The 21843-nt window shown below is 54.4% G+C and carries 3 protein-coding genes (1 of these 3 running past the window's edge); all 3 read left to right on the forward strand.

Annotation, left to right across the window (positions count from 1 at the left end; translation table 11 throughout):
* A protein-coding gene (locus WC515_07480; protein ID MFA5147198.1) for a putative PEP-binding protein crosses the window boundary here: on the forward strand, window positions 1–8765 show its 3' end. Its footprint begins 24886 nt before the window's first position; only the last 8765 of its 33651 coding nucleotides appear in the window; its start codon lies beyond the left edge, outside the window; the stop codon is at window positions 8763–8765.
* A gap of 201 nt (window positions 8766–8966) precedes the next feature.
* Window positions 8967–10604, forward strand: coding sequence for an HD domain-containing phosphohydrolase (locus WC515_07485; GenBank protein ID MFA5147199.1), 1638 nt, complete (start codon window positions 8967–8969; stop codon window positions 10602–10604).
* A 157-nt stretch (window positions 10605–10761) separates the two neighbouring features.
* The gene (locus tag WC515_07490; protein MFA5147200.1) at window positions 10762–21801 is read left to right on the forward strand and encodes a hypothetical protein; all 11040 of its coding nucleotides are present in this window, start codon (window positions 10762–10764) and stop codon (window positions 21799–21801) included.
* Window positions 21802–21843 lie beyond the last annotated feature (42 nt).

Consider the following 21843-nt stretch of genomic DNA (forward strand, 5'->3'; position numbering starts at 1 on the left):
TGCGGGGCAGGCCGGTTACCCTGGCGCTAAGAGCATATCAGACGGAAAAAGGCAGAATAGGGGTTGAGCCAGAATTGGTAGAAGTGGATATCACCCGCTTGGCTAACGGTCTCGCAGAGAAGGGATACCGCGAAGCGGCCTCTGCGGCAGAAGTTCGTGAAAAGGGTCAGTATTTTATAGATGCAGTCTCAAAGACCATTACCATAGCATTTCTACCGGCGATCAACGCCCATCACTTCATAGGAATAGACAGGAATGGGATGGTTGTGGATGTAGTAGTGCAGGGCAAATCCAACCGTCTCGGTATTACGCTGAAAGAAGCCGGCTCCTGGCTCATAGAGCGATACGGCATAACAAATGCCATAGTGCTGGATAACGGCGGGGACCCTACCTTAAATTATAAAGGGCAGGATGTGGCGCAATCATTCAACAGGCGCACCAGAGTAGGTTCCGCGATAATCTATTACACGCCGGCACATCGTGTAGTGAGGGCCCCAAAAGATATTTTGCAGGCCCGGCCGCAGGCGCCGCCGGAAGAGAAACTGTTGGATATTGCAATACGCGGCGGATTAGAGATAAATGATGAGACAGAGTCCGGCCTGCTTGCACCGATTGTCAAAGCGCTTTACGGCAAAAAACTGGAAGAAGTGAAATCCGACGGAACCCCCGTTTTCAGGAAAGAGTTTTTGGAGAGCTCGCGCACTATCGAGTCACAGCGCATAGAAGTTGGTCCCGTCCCCGCATCCGGAGTCATTAAAATGCTTATGATTTCACTTCACAACGCGCCCTGGCGAAAAAAGAAAGAAGAGCTCGCCAAAGGCGCTCAAGCGAAGACCGTCACTTACAAAGTGGATGAGCCACACCGTCCTACGCAGGAAGGGAAACCGTGTAGATTCTGCGTTATCCCCGACGAAGAGGTGCTTTTCAAGATCGTAATAAACGGACATCATTATAAAGTCGCTATCAATATATTCCCGTTCGGCGAGCATCATATGCTTTTGATCAGTGAAGACCCGCTGGCGCAGAATCTTGCAGAGCGCATGAAGGATTCCATACTCTTTGCAAAGGCGCTCGGTACGGAATACGAAGCGCTATTCAATTCGCCGGGCGCAGCTGCAAGCGTCCTCCACTTCCACGTACAGATAACTAAAGCTAGAACCGCCCTATTGGCAAATATCGAAGCCGGGGCAGTTACCGTAGAAGATGTGGGTTTCTTCAACGGCGTCAGGATCGGCACACTTCGCGGCTGGCCCGCAGAGTCCAGGATATTTACCTCTAAGGATATCGATCGGTTTTCTGCCGAATTAGAAAGATATGTCACTTACTTGAGGCGCTCGGGCATTCCTTATAATGTGATATTCAGGGTCGAAAAGGACAATTCGCACGTCGCTTTACTTATAGTCGGAGGTAATGAGTATCCCGAGGCATTCAGAGAACTTGACGGTGCCGCCGCCGTATTTAAGATGGGCGGGAAAGAGGCAGGCGGTGATTTTATACTTCCGTCGACCGGCACCGAAAATGCAATAAAACAAAATCCGGAGCTGCTTATCAAGGGTTTATATCAGGCATCGACTCACGGCGCGTTAGATGTCTACGAACAGGCTCGTCCCCAGGCGCCGCCGGAAAGAGGGGCGGTCGAGCCGAGGCTCCTTAAAGCGATGGGCCTCACAAGCGCCGCAGGAGCGCTCGTCCTCCTTTCTGTAAGCGATGCCAGCCCGGCCCTGAAGTGGGCGGTATTACTGCCGGTGGCCATTGCCGCCTGGTTCTACTCGGCAAAGAAGATATCCAGACTTATCGCGCCTTATATATTCAAAGAGGAAGAACCCAAGCCGGCCGAAAAGCCGTCCAATATAATCAAGCTCTTCATCATCCCGCTCGGCATCATCGCCGCGGCATATGCCCTCGAATATATATTCGGCATTGATACCGGTGAGGTGAAATACCTTGCCGCAGGTATTGGGCCGTTCGTGCCGCGTTTACCGGAGCTTCCGCCAAATCTAGACCAGATAAAACGGATGATATTGGACAGAGCGGAAGAGGAAGAGGCGCTTGTCAACGCGTTCAGGGACCGCCTGCCGGAAGATGTCATGGCGGCCAGGCCTGTTGCCAGGGATTTCGCCGAGCAGTGCCTTACCGATATGTTCGTGGAGAGCCATATAATGAGCCAGTGGCAGCGGGACAGGGGTGTCAGGCTGTACGATGAGATAGTCAACCTCTGGCAGCTCTTCCTGGCGGCCGAGGCGGATAAAGAGAAGGGCGGCCAGGCGTACTTCCTGGCACTCGACGAGATCAAGAGGCGCAAGACCGACGGCTCCGAATGCACGCAGATAATAGTGGTGACGCCTAACCGCGGAGGGTCGGAAGAGCCGATCACGCGTAAGCTGAAAGCGTCAGGCAGGGAGACGCTCGGCGCATTCCATCTCATATACAAAGATATAGCGCTCTCCATGTATCAGATACAGAAGTCGGACCGCGATAAAGCCGCCCTGTCGGCGGAAGAGGCGAGAGGGTTGCTCGATTCATTCGCCTCCGATACGGAGAACGATTTCAGGGCCGTGGATACAGGAGAGACAAAGGCCGGTCTGGCCGGGGCCGTCGCGGCATCCGGAGGGCTCCTGAAAGGCATACACAGGGTAGACTCCAACGGCCTGCCCGGCGGCGCGCTAGGCATAATCTTCAATTATGACGAGGCCAGGATGGAGTCAACGCTGCCTGAACGGGAGGGCATGCGCTCGAAATACAATATAAAGAGATGGAATATCGAACAGGAAAGGATAATATTTGACAGTATCGTGAAACCGACCCTTTACGGTATAGAGAAGGATATAAGGCATGCGACCACTGCCGGTCAGAAGGAGATGATGGAGGTCTTCCAGCTCATGATGACCGATCTGACCGGCCACATAAAGATCGAGCGGGGAGAGCCCTCCGTCGCATTGCAGGCATATGATATGGTAGCCCGTCTGGAGCCGATGTTCGCGGCATACGCGAGCGGCAGTATCGGCGACGCGCTCGACAGAGGCGAAAGCTTCCGTACCATGTTCAACAGGTTCATAACCGCGCTCGACAGGGATCCTCGCCTGGCGCCACAGGATGTCGAATTTGAGGCGGAGAAGTTCCATAAGTGCTTCGACGAAGTGGTAAGCAAGATCACAAAGGACTCCATTGAGGACGAGACATTGAAGAGGATGTATCAGGAAGTCCTCGGTTCCATATCGCGGAAGAGGTATGCGGCGCGTTTCGCGCTCTGGAAGTGGTTTGCCGAAAACAGGACTACCCTGGATAGATACCACGGGATGGTTGAATCCCTGGGCATGGTAATAAGTGAGATATGTATACGGCTCAACCTGGAAGAAGTTGCCGTAGAAGGGCTCGAAGAGGTGGTGAAAGAGGCGAAGCGTCAGGGTCGTGAAGTGGTTATTGTATCAAAGGACCTTATAAGGGACGAACTTATCCTGAGGACACTCACCGAAAAGTACGGGGTGAGGGCCTTTGTCTGCAGCAACGGTTCTACCCAGGAACACGCGGGCATCATAATAACGGCTAGCGGTTCATCCCTCATGGTCAACCTGCCCGAGATATTGATAGATAAGCTCGGCAGGACCGGAGAGCCGGTCTCTTTCTATACATCCGAGACGGGTTTTGAATCGCGCCTTTATATAGGTCCGCACACCACAAGCGCCGGTATGGATGTCGTGAAGGGGGTCATAACGAGCCAGGTCTTGAGAGATTACTATGTGCAGAGAGAAACGGAGAGGATGAGGGAGCGGAGCGTAGCGGCAACGTTTGACGGAGAGGTTGTGATACCCGTGTACGGGAACGTGAACCTGCCGTATCACCTCAATAGGGGGGATTTCGGCATACCGGAGGAAGGTGCCGCCGCGAGGGTCGCACGCGTATATGAAGCAGGCGCAAACGGCATAGCGCTCGCAAGGACCGAATATATGTTCATGGGGTCAGAGGCGCCGTCCTTTGAGATGCAGCGCGACCTTTATATCGGCATAGCCGGCATCAAGGATGCGCCGGTCACCTTAAGGACATTCGATAAACGAGATGACAAGGCCTGTATAGCGCTTCAGGACGTGCCCAATAAATACGGCTTCGATTATTGCAGGACAGAGCCGGGCAGGGCGGCATTGAAGACACAGGTGAAGGCGATATATGCCGCATATGCATATCTGCGGGAGAGGAGGAACCTCGATAATCTGCGCATGATGTTCCCAAATATAAAGACGGTGGACGATATGAGGTTCCTTGCCGAGCTCATCAACGAGGTGAAGACGGAGCTCCTGAAGGAGATGAAGGCATCCAGAGAGACGCTCGACGCGATGCCCCTCGGCATAATGGTCGAAGAGAAGGAACTCGTTAAGGTCGAGAGGTCGCCGAACGACTTCATCACAGCGCCGGATAACCTGATCGCGGTCCTCGACAACGAACTCCTTAAAATAAGCTTCCTGAGCATAGGCACTAACGACCTCATATCGAACGTAAAGAACAGGCGCCGGGCGCTGCTTACCAACAAGCATTTTGACAAGGAGATACTCGGTATCCTTGATATGATAGTCAGGACCGCCGCCGAGAGGCACATCTCGGTCACGGTATGCGGGGACGTGGCCCGTTTCGCGAAGACGCTCATATTCAGCATATATCTGGCCAGAAGATACGGCGTTCCGCTTGTGCCCGGCGTGACGGCAGAGATGGTGGCAAAGCTGAAGACGCACACGGAATTCTCCGATTCGCGTAACGGCGCCAACATATTTGAAGGGTGGGAAGAGAAGGGTGAGGAAGAGATCAATGGCCTCGTAGAGAGCAAGGTACAGACGATAGTCGGCAGGATAACGGAGCGGGAGCCGATCTTCAGGGACATCCTGGACCGGAGATTGAGCGCTGTGATCGGTCCTGCTGCCCCAAGGCGCGGCCCGACCGCGGGCTCGGCCAATGTCGGCGTCATAGCCGCGCTCATACCTGTAGTAATAACCCTGGCGGCGCTTTTCCGCAGCCCTGTTGCGCAGGCGAGCGTCCGGCAGGCGTCGGAGGCCGCAGGCGGTATACTGTCCAATCTGCCTTTCGAGATGCAGGCAGCCGGGAGCGCCGTCATAGCAGTAATGTTCGTTGCGCTGCTCATATCGGCCGGGATATTCGGCAGACGGGCCCCTCCGGGCAGGCCGATATCGAAAGACCGGCTCCCGGCTAAGGCGAGCACAGGGTGGAGCCCGTTCTCTACGCAATTTGCCGCTAAAAGCGTCATAAATTTCTCGGACCCCGTTCCGGTCATGGATCCCGATGATCCGCATTTTGCCATACTAAGCTCCGTGGAGAAGTATCTCAGACAGACATTCCCCGGAGAACCTATACCAATATCTCCTTTCGTGAATGCCCTCTTTGCGAAATATCCCGATAAAGTGGATAATATAAAGGTCCTCATCGACGAGGGTTATATGAAACATGTGGCCAGGACGCTTTATGAAAATACCATTAAATGTACAGAGAAACCTAATAATATGGCGGCCGAGTTCTACGATTCCGCGGGACACAGGGAAGATGAACTTATGCTCACCTATCAGGACAGGGGCACGAGCATTCTGAGGGCCATTACATCGATACTTGCCGCGAACAACATAAATATAAGAGAGAATTTCTCGATAACTTTTCCTCTGACAATAGGGGGCGCGCCTATGGTCATAAGGACCGGTATATGCATTGTGGAACGGGACGGCAGGCGCCTCTCCAGGCATGACCGGGATGATGTGAGGTTTGCCCTGGAGGATGTGGATATATTGAAAGAAGTACGCGCCCCCCTTATCAGACGCAGCATCATAGGACTTATATGGGACGCTGTAGACGGGGAGGTCAAAGAGTATATTATCGAGAGCGACCTGGAAGCGGATGCGGAAGCGACAAGGAACGAGAACTTTGCCATGAGCGCACGATTGAAGCCGGGTTATGAGATAGTTCTGAGGGCCAGCCGTCCGGAGAGCGTATTCAGCACCAGGATGGTAGGCATCAAGAACAGGATAGCCAGGGAGTTGAATACGTCTGGTGTGAACGCGAACATAAGTTCCGTGGAAGACAACAGGGGCGTGACGGTAGAGATACGTATTGCCATAGAGATGAACATAGCCAATCTCAGCCGGCTTGTCCTGGCCCTGGGGACGGGCGATTTTAAGACAGACGAATACGGGAAGGCGAGGAGATTTTCAGAAGAGGAGCTGGTGGCAAAGCTTAACGAACGGGCTGCCCTCTATCTGGAGGGGCTCACTCAGGATACGGATGAGTATAACCAGCTTCTGGAATACTTATACGGAGGAAAGGGCAGCGACAGCATCGGACTCGTCAATATTGTAAAGGATCCCGATACGGTCACATCGGTGCCGGATCCCAGCGACGATTGGCGCCCAAAGGATAAAAAGTTCGGGGATCTACAGGCGGTAAAGATAGAATCCTATAAGGCGCGCCTCTCCCAGAGGACATGCACATACAATGATATGTCGCGGGTGGCCAGGGCGGTCACTTATTTCGCCCATTTTGTCGCCCGGCGTAATGCCGACAGGTATGTCTTCCTGTCGAGGGCCGCGGATACGGTATACAATGCTTATGTGATCATGAACCTCATGCAGGGGTATCCAAATAAGGGCGTGGCCTTCTTCGTCTCGGCCGACACCATGGGATGGAACACGTCACGCTGGTTCATACATGAAGAGATAAAGGGCGTGCTGTCGACCCTTACCGCGAGGAAGAAAGGGACGGTGACTTTCGAAGAGTTGACGCGCGGGGTCATGGGTTATTTCGACAACATCTATATGGCAGAACATGCGGTAAGCATAAGGGAAAAGAGGACAGGCAAGGAGGTCAAGGGCCTCTACAGGGTCCGTGACGCGATCGCCTACTGGACGGGACCCGGCAAAAAGATCGTGGAAGTGCCGGTACTCGACGCAAACACCAGAAAAGAGATAGGGAGAGTCGGCCTCGAGGTGACGGTCAGCGCCAATGCGTCCGGCAGTTATTATGAAGAGAAGATAACGGGCGTGCATTCGCTTACAGGCTCTATAGGTAAAGATATGGATACAAGGAACGCCGAAGTCGACGTATCTGAAGAGGCGCTCTCCAATATACGCGTATCCACGCTCTTTAACGCGATATATGAACAGTGTAAGGTGGCAGGCACCCTGGACGGCCTAAAGCCGAACAGCACCGTATGCGTGGTGGACGAAATAGCCGACGGGACTTATGATTTTATACTTAAATATATAGTAGAGAAAAAGACACGGGATGAGGCGAACCCGCGCAACCTTAATGTCACCATGTTCATAGGACGCGTCAGAACGGACGAATTCAGAAAAGTCGACGGGTATCCCGCGCTGAGCGCCGAAGAGATATCGGAAACCTTCGGCATATCGCCCTCTGAGGCGGAGGAGATAATAGAGGCAAATTCCACGATAGCGGACAGGATGCCGCATCCGGAGATGGTGGCCGAATTCCCGCAGGAACAACTGCCGATATATAACACCAACATACCGCTGCATTTCGAATCGGCGACAGAGGGAGAGGCGATAAGCTGGTATCTCCTCGCTCTCCTGGTCTATAACAGCGGGGTCGACTTTGTCAATGCGGGCAAGGCGGCATCCGGCGTTACGCCTCCCGAGAAGGGCGCACCGGAAGGCGCCCCTCACCTGCTTCTCGGTATCCCCGTTCCTCCGGAGGGCATGGGTGCCGAAAGCCAGATGAAGGTCCAGGAGGCCTTATCGTCTCTCGGTTTTAAGGAGAGGGTAGAGCCCGTCTTCTTCGTGGATGCCGGCGACGACATGAAGAATAAGGAAGAGGTCGACCGCCTGGTGAAAGGATCCGGCGCGGTCATGGGCGTCTCCGTAGCGCGCGGGATCTCAATAGAAGATCTCGCCGCAGAGATACGCCAGGGCGACTCAATGAAACTTCTCGTCTCAGAGCTCTTCAGGCGCACCGACCGCGACATCGCCTCTCTTGACAGCGCCGCGATCGAATCGATGGACGACGCGCGGTTGCAGGAAATGCTGAGGAGATTATCGAGGATATTGCCGGGTATCGTCTCAGAACGGATCCTCTCAAAGCTCGACACCTATAACGCAAGCATGAAGGCGATCGCCAGGAGATCGGCCATCCGGCACACGAGAGTTGACAGGGCCGTATCGGATGTCGCAAAGACAAAAGAGAACCTGCTCGTCAGTATCCGCGCCGGGTCGCTGGGTGAAGTGAAGCTCCTCGCCGAAGCGCACAGGGAGCGGATGCGGCTTGCGAAGTCGATAAACCCGGAATTTACACCTCTGAAGCTACAGGTCCGCCTCACCGTGGAGAAGGCCGACGAAGAGAGGATAAACGAAGGCACTAAGCAGGAGCTGATGAAGCTCATGGATATCGACGGTATAGACCTCGAACTGGTCAGCGAGGAAGATGCGGCCAGGATCGACTCGATAGAAGCCATTTATGATAGATACGGACAGGGTTATGCGAAGGAACATGTTGCCATAGTCGAGCCGCTCAAAGAAGGCAGGGCCGGTGAAGATACAGGCAGGCTCATATTCATGGAATATGAAGGAGGCATAGCCACTTCCCAGGTATACGATGCCGCCCTCGTCGCGATGACGGCGGTAGAAAGAGACCCGCTCATGCCGGGGCTCGTAAAAGACGACAGTACCGGCTGGTTCAGGTTCCTTCCGCCCATGACAGCGGTGGAACTCGAGAATATCAAGCACGAGGCGGAGCGTTACAAATCGGTCCTGATGAGCGCGTAACGTCAGATCTTTGATTTTTATGTAGAGCGAGAGGGAGATTACCCCTCCCATCCTATCTTCGTCCTTCCGGGGACTCTGCCAAGCGGCCTCCGGGAGGGCGAAGATAGGCTACATAATTCGAGTAAGATAGCAAGTTGGGGTATAGGGTATTAGATAAGAAATAGGAAGTCAGGGTATAGGGTATAGGGAAAAAGAAAAGATATGGAAGAGAGAACGGCGCGACCAAATATCGGCTATCACCAGGGATCTCATGAAAATCTTCGGTTACAGATCTCGAAGATATCGGGGGTGGTCGATACGGGGGAGCGGTTCTCCGAGGCCGTCAGCGTAAACCATCTCCTTTCCCTCATCATAAAAGAGACGCTCGATCTCACCGGGACAAATGTCTGTATCATCTGGCTCAAGGACAATTCAGGCAACCTCATACCGCGGATGAGTTTCGGGCTGAAGACGCCCGCCATCCGGTCCTTCAAGTTAAAGACAGCATCGGAACTGGCCCGGTGCATCATGTCCAGAGAGGGCGCCACATATATACGCGACCTTAAGAACAGGGTTGACGCTTCAACGCGCCGGCTTATCGTAAGAGAAGGGCTATTGTCGCTCGTCGCCGCTCCGCTTGTGGCATGCGGTGAGCGGATAGGCGTACTGATGGTATCCGCCAGGGAGCGGCGCAGGTTTGAGGATGTAGACCTGAAGGTATTTGAGGCCGTCGCCAGGCAGTCGACGCTCGCCATAATGGATATAGGGCTTTATGAACGGATGGACAGGAAGGTGAAAGAGAAGATAAAAGAGATGTCTATGCTCTTCACCATGTCCAGGTCCATCTCCTCTTCCATAGATGTGGAACTGCTCCTCGAGATCATACTCGAAAAGGTGAAGACGCTTATGAACGCCAGGTTCTGTACGCTGCGGCTCCTGGGCGAGACGAGAAAGAGGATGCGGCTTACGGCGTCAGCGGGGCTCTCAAAAGATGAACTTAAAAGGATGGCCGGGGCCGATAATAATATATCGAGGACCGCAATGTCGGGCAGTTCCCCGGTAGTAGTCCCCGCCTCCGCCTGCGGAGACGGCAAACGCCTCGCCGAACTTAAGCGGAAGAGGGTAGGCACGGTCGTGGCGGTGCCTCTGCTCAGCCACAGGCGGAAGATCGGAGTCCTCTCCGTATATATAATGCAGGAGAAGATATTCGCCAGGGAGGATATGGAGATGTTCGAGATGGTGGGGAGCTTATGTTCCATGGCCATCGAGAACTCAAGGATGATCGAGCGCGTCAAGCGGGATTACCTCAATACCATAAAGACGCTCGCCAGGATAATAGATGAGAACGATTCATATACGCGCGGCCACTGCGAGAAGGTCATGCGGTACTCCATACTCATAAGCAAACGTCTCGGCCTGCCGGAACGCGTTATACAGGACATAAAGACGGCAAGTTTACTTCACGATATAGGCAAGATAGGGATAGACCTCGGTATCATACAGAAGAAGGGGAAGCTTGAAGGCGACGACTGGAAGAAGGTCAGACTGCACCCGGAAATAGGCGCAAGGATAGTGAGCCAGGTAGGTTTCCTGCAGGAGGTGGTGCCTATCATACAGCACCACCATGAACGTTTTGGGGGAGGCGGTTATCCTGATGCCCGGTTGATGAGCGGCAATATCCCCCTGGGCGCCCGTGTGATAGCGGTGGCTGACGCCTTCGATGCCATGACGAGCGACAGGCCTTACAGGGAGGCGATGTCGAAGGAGGCGGCCCGGGAAGAGTTGAAGAGATGTGCCGGCTCCCAGTTCGACCCGAATATAGTCGATGCCTTCCTGAAGACACGGGTCTTTTGCAACTAACCGGTACGATGAGTGCTGGGAAAATAGTTAGTTAAACTATAAAAAAGTTGATTTTCGTCTATTGACAAGTTAGAAGTATAAATGTATAATAACTAGGTTAATATAAATAGAAAGTTATATATTAACAAATTGATACTATACACAAAAGGAGAATGAGATGAAATTCCCAATGGTCGCCAGACAATGTACTTTTTTCGTGAGGTGTATCTCATCTTTCGTCGCCATGACGTTCCTGGTATCGAACGTCGTCTTCGCCGCTCCTCAGGATGCCGCATCCAGCGTGGGAAAAGAGCAGGAGATAATCACCAACCCGGAGAAGGTCGTCATACCGAGAGAGTTCGGGCTGGTGAAGTCCAAATTCATCGGGAATAGCGGCAAGCTCGTTGTCCACATCCAGGATGCCCACTGCAACTACGAAGCCCAGTCCAATATAGCCAAGATACTCGAAAATCTCATAAAGAATTACGGGCTCAGTTTAGTGTCGGTGGAAGGCGCGGACGGATTCGTCGACACCTCATGGTTCAAGGCGTTCCCGGACGAAGAGGTGAGGCGAGAGGTCGCCGCGTACTTCATGAAGAAGGGCGAGATCACCGGGCCGGAGTTCCTCTCCATCACCACCGACTATCCCATAAAGCTTTTCGGCGCAGAGACCCGTTCATACTACCTGCAGAACCTCAATGCCTTCACATCGAGCTACCCCCTCAAAGACGCCACCGAAAAGTACTACAACCAGGTCAAGGCCGTCCTCAACCGCCTAAAAATATACATATATAATGATGAGCTGAAGGCGTTCGATTCGAAAACGGAGGAGTACGTCTCCAAGAAACTGGCGTTCAACGATTACGTCAGGTACCTGCAGGCGACGGCGGAGAAGCACAGGATAAACCTGAGGGAGTACGATAACTTCTTCAAGCTGATAAGCGTGCTTTTATACGAAAAGAAGATCGACTTCAAGGTGGTCGACAAAGAGCGGTCGGCCGTTATAGACGAGTTGAGCAAAAAACTGTCGAAGGATTCGCTTACGGAGCTCGTCACGAGGTCCCTCTCATTCAAGGTGGGCAAGATATCATCGGCGGAATTCTACGAGTACCTGAAGGCCATGTCGCTCGCCAATATGATAGACATACAGAAGGCCTACCCGAACCTCTATAATTACATAATCTATAATTCCGTATATTCGAAGATAGAGAACGAAAAGCTATTCCACGACATAACGCTCATAGAGACGGCCATAAAGGAGAAGCTCTTCCAGAACGACGACCAGAGGACGCTGGAGCGCCTTTCGCGCCACATCGATACGCTCCTTGGCCTCGTCAACATAAAGCTCCTGAACGGCGACTACGAATATTACAAAAATCATAAAGAAGAGTTCTCCCACGAGGTCTTCGCCGACTTCATGCACAAGAAGACGGCACAGTACGGCCTGGCCTATGAGATAGAAGAGCCGAACGAGGCCGTGGTGAACAGCGTGCCGAAGCTGGAGGATTTTTACTCCATAGCGATAAAGAGAGATACCGCGCTCGTGGACAATACCCTCGACGCCATGAAGAAGGAGAGGGCCCAGATATCGGTGCTCGTGACAGGTGGTTTCCATTCGGAAGGGATCACGAAACTCCTCGAGAAGCAGGGTATCTCGTACATGGTGGTATGCCCGTCGATAACGAAAGATACGCCCAGCCCTTATATACAGATACTGACGAACCAGAGGACGCCGTTCGAGGATATACTGACAGGCGTCGTAGACACCCCGGCCGCGAAGCAGGGATCGGTCGCGGCGGCGGTGATCTCATGGCTCCTGAAGCTTTCCGAAAGGGACGCCGAGGCGCTCAACGCCAAGGTCGCTCCGGTGGGCGGCCAGGGCCTTCTTGAGAGGATGGAAAGTTTCAAGAGAGAGGCCCCGGAAGCGGCCAGGGCACTGGGCGCAGCGGAACAGAAATTGGGTGAGCAGAGAGAGACATGGCAGAAGAACCCGGCAAGATATATAAATGAGACTATAGCCCGCCTGTATATAGGAAGGTTGATAATCAATAATATAAGTATAACGACGCCGGAGGCCTTAAGGGATATCGAGAGGTCGGTCCAGAGCGCGTTCCCCGGTGATAAAGACGCGATAATGGGTTATGTGAGACCGCTGATCACAGCTGCCATGAAGGTGGAGGAAACGGCCAGGGGCAGGATAGCCGCTACGCACGAGACCACGCGGATCCCGCTGGCCGGCAAAGGTCCGGCCAGTCCGGGCGAACTGACCATAAGCGAAGTCCTCGCGGAGGGGCGCCTCACGGAGGCCGTTAAGGGAGAGGTCGATAATTTTATACGGGGATTATATACCTCGCAGAAGAGAAGCGGCGCCTTGAGAGATACGCCTGTCATAGAGGGAGTGCATGTCCAATCATACAGGGATTGGGAGGCGGAAGTGGACAGGCATAACAGGATCGTGATCGAGTCGGGTAAGGGTGTGCTCATACCGGTCACCCTGTACTTTTCACCTGGCCGCGGCGGCGCTGAAGGGAGGGCGCTTGGGTTGCAGCTTGCCCACGTATCCGAATCGCGCTGGGCATTATTGAACGAAGCGGAACGGAAAGCCGTAGTGCTGCACGAACTCGCGCACATAATGGACGCGAACTCAGGCACATTGAGAGACGAGGAAGTAATACGCAGGATCTTCCCTATAGATAATGTGATCGAAAAGATCTCCGAGGCAGAGCAGAGGAGGATAGAAGATAAGTTCAACAGGTCGATCAACGAAAACAACATAGAAGGCGCCAGGGAAGCCCTCTACTCCTCTATATTGAGGTATCTGGAGACCGGTAATAGCGACGCAATAAGCACTATGATCTTTCGCTTGCTGCCGTTAGGGCCTACACCTACGGAGAGGAGACCGGCCAAGATAGAGATCATAGAGGCGCTTGGGAAGATAAAGCTGGGCGCGGATGAGCTCAATAAGCTGCTTCCCCTGCTCACGGAGCTTCTTAACCAGAGGATCGAAAGCGCCCTCGCCAGGCCGATGCTGGAAGCTATACTCTCTCTTGACCAATCCCTGAGGGTCGGGAACCCCGCGGTAGCGCGTGAGGCGAGGAAGCTCGCAATGGGAGAATATGCCAGGTCGACCCCCGAGATCAGCGACCTTGCCGGCAAGTATATAACTCACAGGCTTATGCTCAACTACACCGAAGAGGCGAAACGTGTCGCGTCGTCCGAGAATGACGGTTTCGCGGTCTATATATTCGTCTCCTCTTCCCAGAAAGAGGCGGAGTTCTGGCAGAAGAGGTTCGAGTCGACCCGGGGCCAAATACTGCCCAGGTCGGCCGTGATAATATCGGTGAGCGAGGATAACTGGAAAGGGATGGCAGGCAACGGGCTGGGGACGCTGAATGCCTGGAGGAGGGCGAAAGAGCGATATTCGAGGCTCGAGGAAGATATCGCCTCCGGGAAGAGCGTCTTCATGATGCACATGGCCGGTTCCGGAACTCGAATGCAGCCGCTGGCCGTCAATAATAAATCGGCGATAGGCCTGCCGGGCACCGTGAATATAGACGGAGAACTGGTGCCACTCACCGTAGGCGAAGCCGTAGCCCTTCAATTCGGTCCGCTTGCCGCTTCAAGGGGCGGTAGGATGGTCCTCGCCTGGGGAGACCAGAATAATATACCTTCGGAGAATATAGACTCGACGCAGGATTACCTGACCGAGATATTCTTCACTTCGATCATGGTCAGGGACCCTAAAGGGATGGCCATCGGCAACCCGGACCTGGTGCGGTTCATAGAATCTAAAGGGACGGTCCCTTCGGTAGGCGGGGTAAGCGGACGCGGCGCGGTCAGCCAGAGGGAGAAGCGCCCTATGAACCAGGTCCTCGCCGACGCTTCCACGGCCCGGAACGGTTCACGTTTTGCGAATGTCAGCTTAGGTTTCAATTCTATGAGATGGGAGCTATTGCAGGAATTATTGAACGAATTTTCGGACGAGCTGGATGCCGGACAGGGCTCTCTCAATATCGACAGCGAATTGTGGGGACCCCTTACGTCCACTAAGGAAGAGTATGCGACATTCATGAAAGAGGGGGCCCTGAAAGACGCAATGGCCGAAGCCAATAAGGCGTCGGCAGAGAGCAGGTCGTTCGATGTGGATGAGTTGATCGCGAAGAGGGTGGCCAGGGCCGAGGCGCACTGGGATCGCATCGCCGCCATGAAGAGGCGCCTGACCGAGAGATATGCGGGCCGCTTCAAGGTCACAGGCAACGGCCTGCCGGATGGGGTCGGGGTCCTGGAGGGAATAGATTACGGGATAGATAAGACGGGCGCAGACTGGTGGGATTGGGGCCACATAATCGACTACTATAACAATGTCATGAAGCTTGTGCGGGTCTCGCCCGACATAGAAGGACGGTGGGAATCGGAGAGGATGAGGCGCTACTTCAGGATCGAGAGCCCGGAGGATTGGCAGAGAGGTTCTTCTCTCAAAGGCGTAGAGGTCAGGAACTCCATAGTGCTCGGTTCCACGGTAAAGCGCGGCCGCATAGTGAACAGCGTAGTGATAGGGACCGAGGCGGAAGAGCTGAACGTCGAGAATGCCGTAGTCATAGGGTGCAGGGTATACAAGCTTGATGCGAGATCGGCCATAGCCTACGGTGTCATATATAACGGGCCTGTTGAATTGAACCCGCAGGACGTGATCGCAGCCCACTACAACCCGAGGGACGGCAGGATAACCCTATTTGGGAAACTGGACCCAAAGATAGGCGACGCGTACAGGGTGAAGGGGGTATACGGTAATAAGGGCATGACATTCGATGAGGCATCCAGGGCCCAGAAAGGTTTCACCAAAGAAGAACAGGAATCGGCCAGGCGGCGGGTCATGGACGAGGAGTTCGGGCAGGGGAAGGCCAGGTCCGAGAGACGGCTCATAAACCTCCCGGACAGGAAGGGTATCGGCGCAGACAGGCGTCTGTCCGATATACACGATATACTGACAAAGGGAGAGCTTTCATTCGTCACGCTCGAAGAGTATATGGAAATGTACGGCATCGCGGACAGGGGACTGGCCGAGGCGGAGTTGAGGGAGCTCGCCTCGCTTGAAAATGAGAGGACGCTTGCAACCGGAGAACCTAACCCGCTTGCGGGGATAGAAGAGATAGACAATCCTTTCAGGGAGAATGCAGGCAAGATATACAGGAAGATAGATATAAAGAATAACCAGGGGATAGCTTACAGATCGTACGACCTCCGCGCCGTGACGACTACGCACGAGCGCAATATACCGTTCCAGGCAGAACCGCAGTTATTCCCGGCTATGATGAGCGAAAAGTTCGCGTACCATGCAGGCCGGGCATTCGGCACATTCCTGCGCCTTGGCAACGGGGGATTCAACATAAATAAGGCTGATATACGCGATGAAAGAGGGGCCATAGTGCCCGCCAGGCTTGAGGCCGCGTTGAGGCAGGCCATTACCGTGGGAGAAGATGCGTTACCGTCCACATGGCTCTTGGTATCCGGCGGGACACGTCTCTATTCCAGAGAGTTGAAGAGCGCATACGCGCGCGGGCTGATGGACGCCGGGCTCAGGGTAAATGTGGTCGATAGGTCGGAGCAGGGCATGGCGAACGTGAGAGGCCTTTTGGCCGAGGATATTAAGGCCGGAAGGATAAATATGAAGGATGCGAGAGAGTTCCTGGAGTATGCACGTCAATTCGAGGAGAACGGCATCACCTCCACCACCGATTATTACTTCGCGTTGAACTTCATGGCCAATGAGCACCTGGGCGAAAGGGACTACATAGGAGGCGCCCACGTCACCGGGAGCCATAACCCCAGATTCTATAACGGGTTCAAGCAGGCGAACAAGCTCAGCATAGGAGAGGGTATAGACATACTTGTCAGTATAGATGACGGCCTTATGGGCCGGCTCAAGCCGTTCTCCTTCGATATGGCCCATCTGGCCGTTCCGCCTCCGGCGGAGAGGGAACGGCAGGAGATGCCGGAGCATATATCTGCCGTGGAGATCGCGTACTGGCATAATGAATCGATAAAGGCGAGGGCCCGTCTTGGGCACGATGTGTGGGAGTACCTCCTCAGGGACTCCTCGCGAAGCATACTGAAACAAAAGGGAGGCATAAGAGAGCTTCTTATGGTCTGCCGGGATATAAACTGGGACAGGGAGGATTGGTCCATAATAAAGAAGAAGCTGGGCATCCCCTTCGACATCTTCCCCGAGAGGCCGGTCCTTTGCAGGAACAGGCCTTTCGAAAAGATAGGCGGATTGAACGAAGACCATAGAGCCGGTTCTACGGGGCTATCGGTCTTCCCGTTGATCGAACTGGGCGTCAAGGTAACGAGGATAAACGAGACACCGGACGGGAACTTCCCGGCAGGGGAGCCGTATCCGAACCTCCCCGAAGAGATGAGGGGTTTTATGGACCTTTGCAGGAATACGGGCCTGCCCGGGGTCGCCAGGGACGAGGACGGAGACAGGACGATATTCTTCACTGAAGAAGGGAAGATGATACAGGAAGACCAGCTCCTCGCCATACAGGCAGAGAAGATGCTGAGAGACGAGGCACGAAAGCCCGCGGAAGAGAGGAAGAGACTTCTCTTCATAGGAGAGGTCAAGTACTCTTCGGTGGCCAGCAGGCGCATAAGGGCGCTCGTCAGCGAGATAAACAGGGAATTGAAAGAGCGGAACCCCGCAGACCAGGGGATAAAGGCGGAGCTGTATCTCGGGCCTGTAGGATTCGGATATATAAAGGATGAGATGCGGAAGATATTCATGGCCGTACAAAACGGTGAAAGAGAGATCGTGCTGTACAACGAGAGGAAATCACCGATACGCGTAGACCTTACCAATGCCAAGGCAGTGATGCTGGCAGGAGAGCTCTCCGGCCACCAGATGGAGCACATGTTCGCCGAAGACGAGACGACGACGCTCAACCTTCTGGAGACGCTTGCAATAGCCAAAGAGAGAGGCAGGACTTTAGCCGATCTCCTGAACGCGCTTCCGGCAGTATATGCGACGCCGGAGCTGAGACCGGCTACCGAAGAGCCGTTCAGCGAAGATCAGTGCAGGAAGATATCGGCCATATCCGGCCAGCATGCCCCATCGGATGTCGATAAGGTGCCGGAGGTGAAAGAGGCGATAGTGCAGGGCGTAAGGGAAGGGCTTATAAAGCTGCTGAAGGACCTCGGATTCGAGGAGGCCGGTAAGGCGACGATCGACAACGGCGAGTGTTTTATATACGAAGCGAAGAAGGCGGTCCCCATATCGCGCATAAGAAAGGAGTTCGTCATACAGCGCGTGGCCATAAACAGGGTTGACGGCGCGCTCATATACTTCTACCCGAGTGTCACCGGCAACGAGGAAGTCGACGCGCGCGGGAGGAGCTCCTTTGTGATAAGGAAGTCGAATACCCAGCCGGAATTGATAGCGAGGGTCGAGGGCCCCACCAGGAAAGAGCGGGATATAATATCGGGCCTCATGTTCAGGATGCTGGAGCAGTATCCCGGTGTGAAGCTGAGCCACGACTCCTATCTCCTCGATGAGGTATTGCCGATACTCGTCTACACGCGGCTGCCTCAGGTCACTATGGATATGGTGGACGAATATGCCAGGAATGAGGCCTCATCTGTGCTGAGAGGCATAATGGAGCGCACGATCAGCATGGACAGGGAGAATTTCATACGGCTCGGGTATGAGGACAGGGACAGGGACAATTTCGAAAAGGAGTTCAAACGCATACACGGCGTATTGGATTCCATGTATACCGGCGGAGAACTCCCCGATGAAGGTGACCTTCGTGAGATCATAGATCTTGCGCGCGGCACCAAGCTGCTTAATCAGATAACCGGCCCACTGGAGAAGCATAAAGAGGGGATACTTGCCGGCGTTGCCGGCTTCGGGACGGAAGAGCTTTACGCCGAGCTCGATAAGTGGGTCGCAAGGTACGTGAACAGGTTCGTGCGCGACTATATAAAGAACAGGGATGTCAGCGAGATGAGGGAAGAGGACTGGCAACAGAACCTGCAGGTCGGATACGAAGTGCTGGTGGGCACGCGCCACCTCTTCAGGATAACCGGGCGTGTCAAGTCGAATAATAATATCTTGATAGCCAAACTGGTCAGGAGTTACGGGCCGGATAAGCTGGAGCCCTTGTCGTCATCGGGCATGTTGGAGGTATATCTCGAGACGTATCCCGCCGTTGAGGGCAGGGGCCTGAGGCGCGGGACGGTGATGCCCGGGGGGATGAAGTTCCTGGCATTTGACGAGAACGGTATCAGTAACAGAAAGGACCTTGGCATAATGGTTACAACAGGCGACAGGGGACCTCTCAGCACCGCAGAGAGCGTAAGTCCCGGGTATATGCAGATCGCGGAGACGGGCGCGCCCAATGTCGCAGGCCGCATACCGCTTCAGGAAACGACGGCAGAAGGATTGAGGGCCATCGAAGGCGTGGGGCAGGTGACCGTGAACGAAGAGACAGGGAAACTCGAGTTCAGCAATCCGGAGCTTCAGGCGGCGTACAAGGACAGAGGAGAACATGATTTCGGATATATCGTTGACCGGCTCTATTCGGGCATACTCCGTATAGGATGGCGGGCCAGGAACATCGCTTACAGCATGACCCATTTCGGCGACCTGCATGCTGCCACTACATTCGGTTCATATCCGCTCATCCCGTGGAATGCCGTATATGTATCTACAGGCAGCCATTCCCAGGGAATGACGCTCGATATTAAAGTGATGAAAGTTGCCGGCATACAGCAGATACCGGTATTCAACAGTGAAAGGAAGCTCGTATCATACAGGTATCAGTATCTGAAACCTGGCGATATAGCGTTCTCTATACCCGGGACGGTCGATATATATACCGTCCAGACAGGCGGCGATCAATTCGCCGACATATCGATACCTTTAAACAGGGCGATGCTGGGAGATATCACGAAGCTTTTAGGCATAGAGCCGGATGTGGCCACGAATCCGAGTTTCGCCGAAGTCCTGCCCGCCAAGGGGATGCCGTATATATTCTACCGGACCGAAAGAGGGACCCCTGCGGTCACGGTCCATCCCGCCTACATCGAGCAGGGGATCGCGGCACCGCAGCGCGTAAAGGCATATATGCCGAATATAGAAGGAATGGCGTTAAATGAGTTCCTGGCGCCTATCATGAACCCGCTTACATATAATACGCCCGAGGCACAGGACCGGCTTAAGAGGCTCGCGTCCAGAGAGTTCGTAATGGATGTCGTAAACCATATAGCCGGCAGTGAAGCCGAAGTTGAGGCAGAGTCGCCGGTAGCGTTCGCGACGCGGGATGAATTTGTGAAGACCAACGACATGGCCATAAAGGCCTTTGGGGAGTTGGAGCGCCGGGTGAATGAGGGCAATCCGGTCCATCTCAATCCGGTCTTCATGACCGGCATGGAGGGTTACGCGTGGGGCCGGCCGATACTCGACAGGCACGGCAATCCGATACTGGAGTTCCAGGGCGTGAGGACACTGGAAGGCGCCGTGGCATGGGCCAGAGAGCATAATGTACCCGAAACCGAGGTGGTAGCGGAGAATTGGCTGGGTGCGGGGGATATATATACAGGGACGGGGTACCCGTTGCCGCGGCAGGCGCTCACGCTATGGCCTGAGATATTCGGGCCGGAGAGCGGACTCACAAGGAAGGTGCTCGCATCAGGGGCGCCGTTATCGGTACAGACACACGGTTTTGTAGAGCAGGCCATACCGCTCGAGAATAGCTCCGCATATATCGGGACGGCGAGGGAGATGTCCCCGGAAGAGTTCCTCGGAGAGATGATGGCCGGCGAAGACGAGACCGGGTTCGCCTTAAGGCCTGTCATGCTCGCAAAGGGGATCGGTGCGACAGTCCGCGCGAATGAACCCCACGCATACGGTGTCGGGTGCTTCTTCGAAACTAAGGCCGTTACCCCGGAAGAGGACCGCTCCGGGACGAGATCTCTGTACGACCGGCTGAAATTGACAGACGAACAGCGCGCTATAGTCCGCGGCCTCGTGGCAAGGGCGGAACGTAATGAAATAAGCTGGGACGAGGTGACGCGACAACTGACGGAGGACAGGCGGTTAAGAGGAAAAGACGGAAAGCCGCTCGTAAGGCCCAATAAGGACGTTCTCACACAGCCCGCCGCGCAGGCACAGGAGACGATACGAAGGATAGCCGATAGCGGGTACCTCAGACCTGTCGATGAAGGCGCTATACAGTCGAAACCCATCCTGGCCGGTATCGCGGAGACGGAGAAGGGCGCGGAGGCGGGACGGTTCGAGATCATGGGCGCCGAGGATAAGTTCGTAACCGCAAGATATACAGTTCAGCCGGGCGCCGCTATGAAGGCGGACACCGGGACGCTCGGGAAAGAGCATATCCTCTTCGTATCCGAAGGCAGGGTCAAGATCGTAAAGGAGTCGGGCGAAGAGTTCCAGGAGCTCGGCGAAGAGAAGGGCGGAGAGTCGGCGCCGATACCGGCCAATATAGGAAGGTACTCGCTCGTCTCCGCCGGATCTGTGCCGGCCGTAGTATATACATCGTACAACCCGGGCAAAGGCGAGAGGACCATAATATCCGCGTTCCAGGCGATGCAGAACGAACTGGCCAGGATAACGGCTTCTCCCGAGAAGAATGAGTTCACCATATGGGTCCCGAAAGAATTATACAGAGGAGAGTCGTTCGAGAGCGAAAAGAGCTTCATCAAGACCGTAACCCACGGCCTGGTCAATATGCGACAATACCAGAAGATCGATGATGTCGGAAAGCCGGACACGCCGAGGGACGTCGTGGTCGTAATGGCCGACAGGGAAAGAGATCTTGACAGGTTGGACAGGGCGATCCTTTCATCGGTAAGGATACTGCCTGTCTCCAAAAAATATGCGGACAGGGTGATGACGGCCGTTCGCGAGCTTGAAGCGGCCGGCGTCATACTCGGTAATACAGAACCGAAGGATATTACGGATAAGGCCTCCGAGAGGGCCAGGGACCTGGCGCGCCTGATGGCACGCATGACGAGCACGCGCGTAGATACAAAGGACCTCGCCGCTCTATTATCGGCGAGGGATATCGCCACGGGACAGGATAATCCCGAGGACCGCCTGAAGAAGCTGGTTGATCAGCTTCTCATCACCATGCCGATAGAACGTCACGAGATCGACAAGGGTCTCGAAGGGAGAAGGCAAGTCCTCTGGTCTGTGTAAGCGCCAGGTAAAAAAAGTTATTCACAGAGTAGGGGAGGTTTA

Source organism: Candidatus Omnitrophota bacterium (genome assembly GCA_041650805.1).
Taxonomy (GTDB): domain Bacteria; phylum Omnitrophota; class Gorgyraeia; order 2-01-FULL-45-10; family 2-01-FULL-45-10; genus JBAZKM01.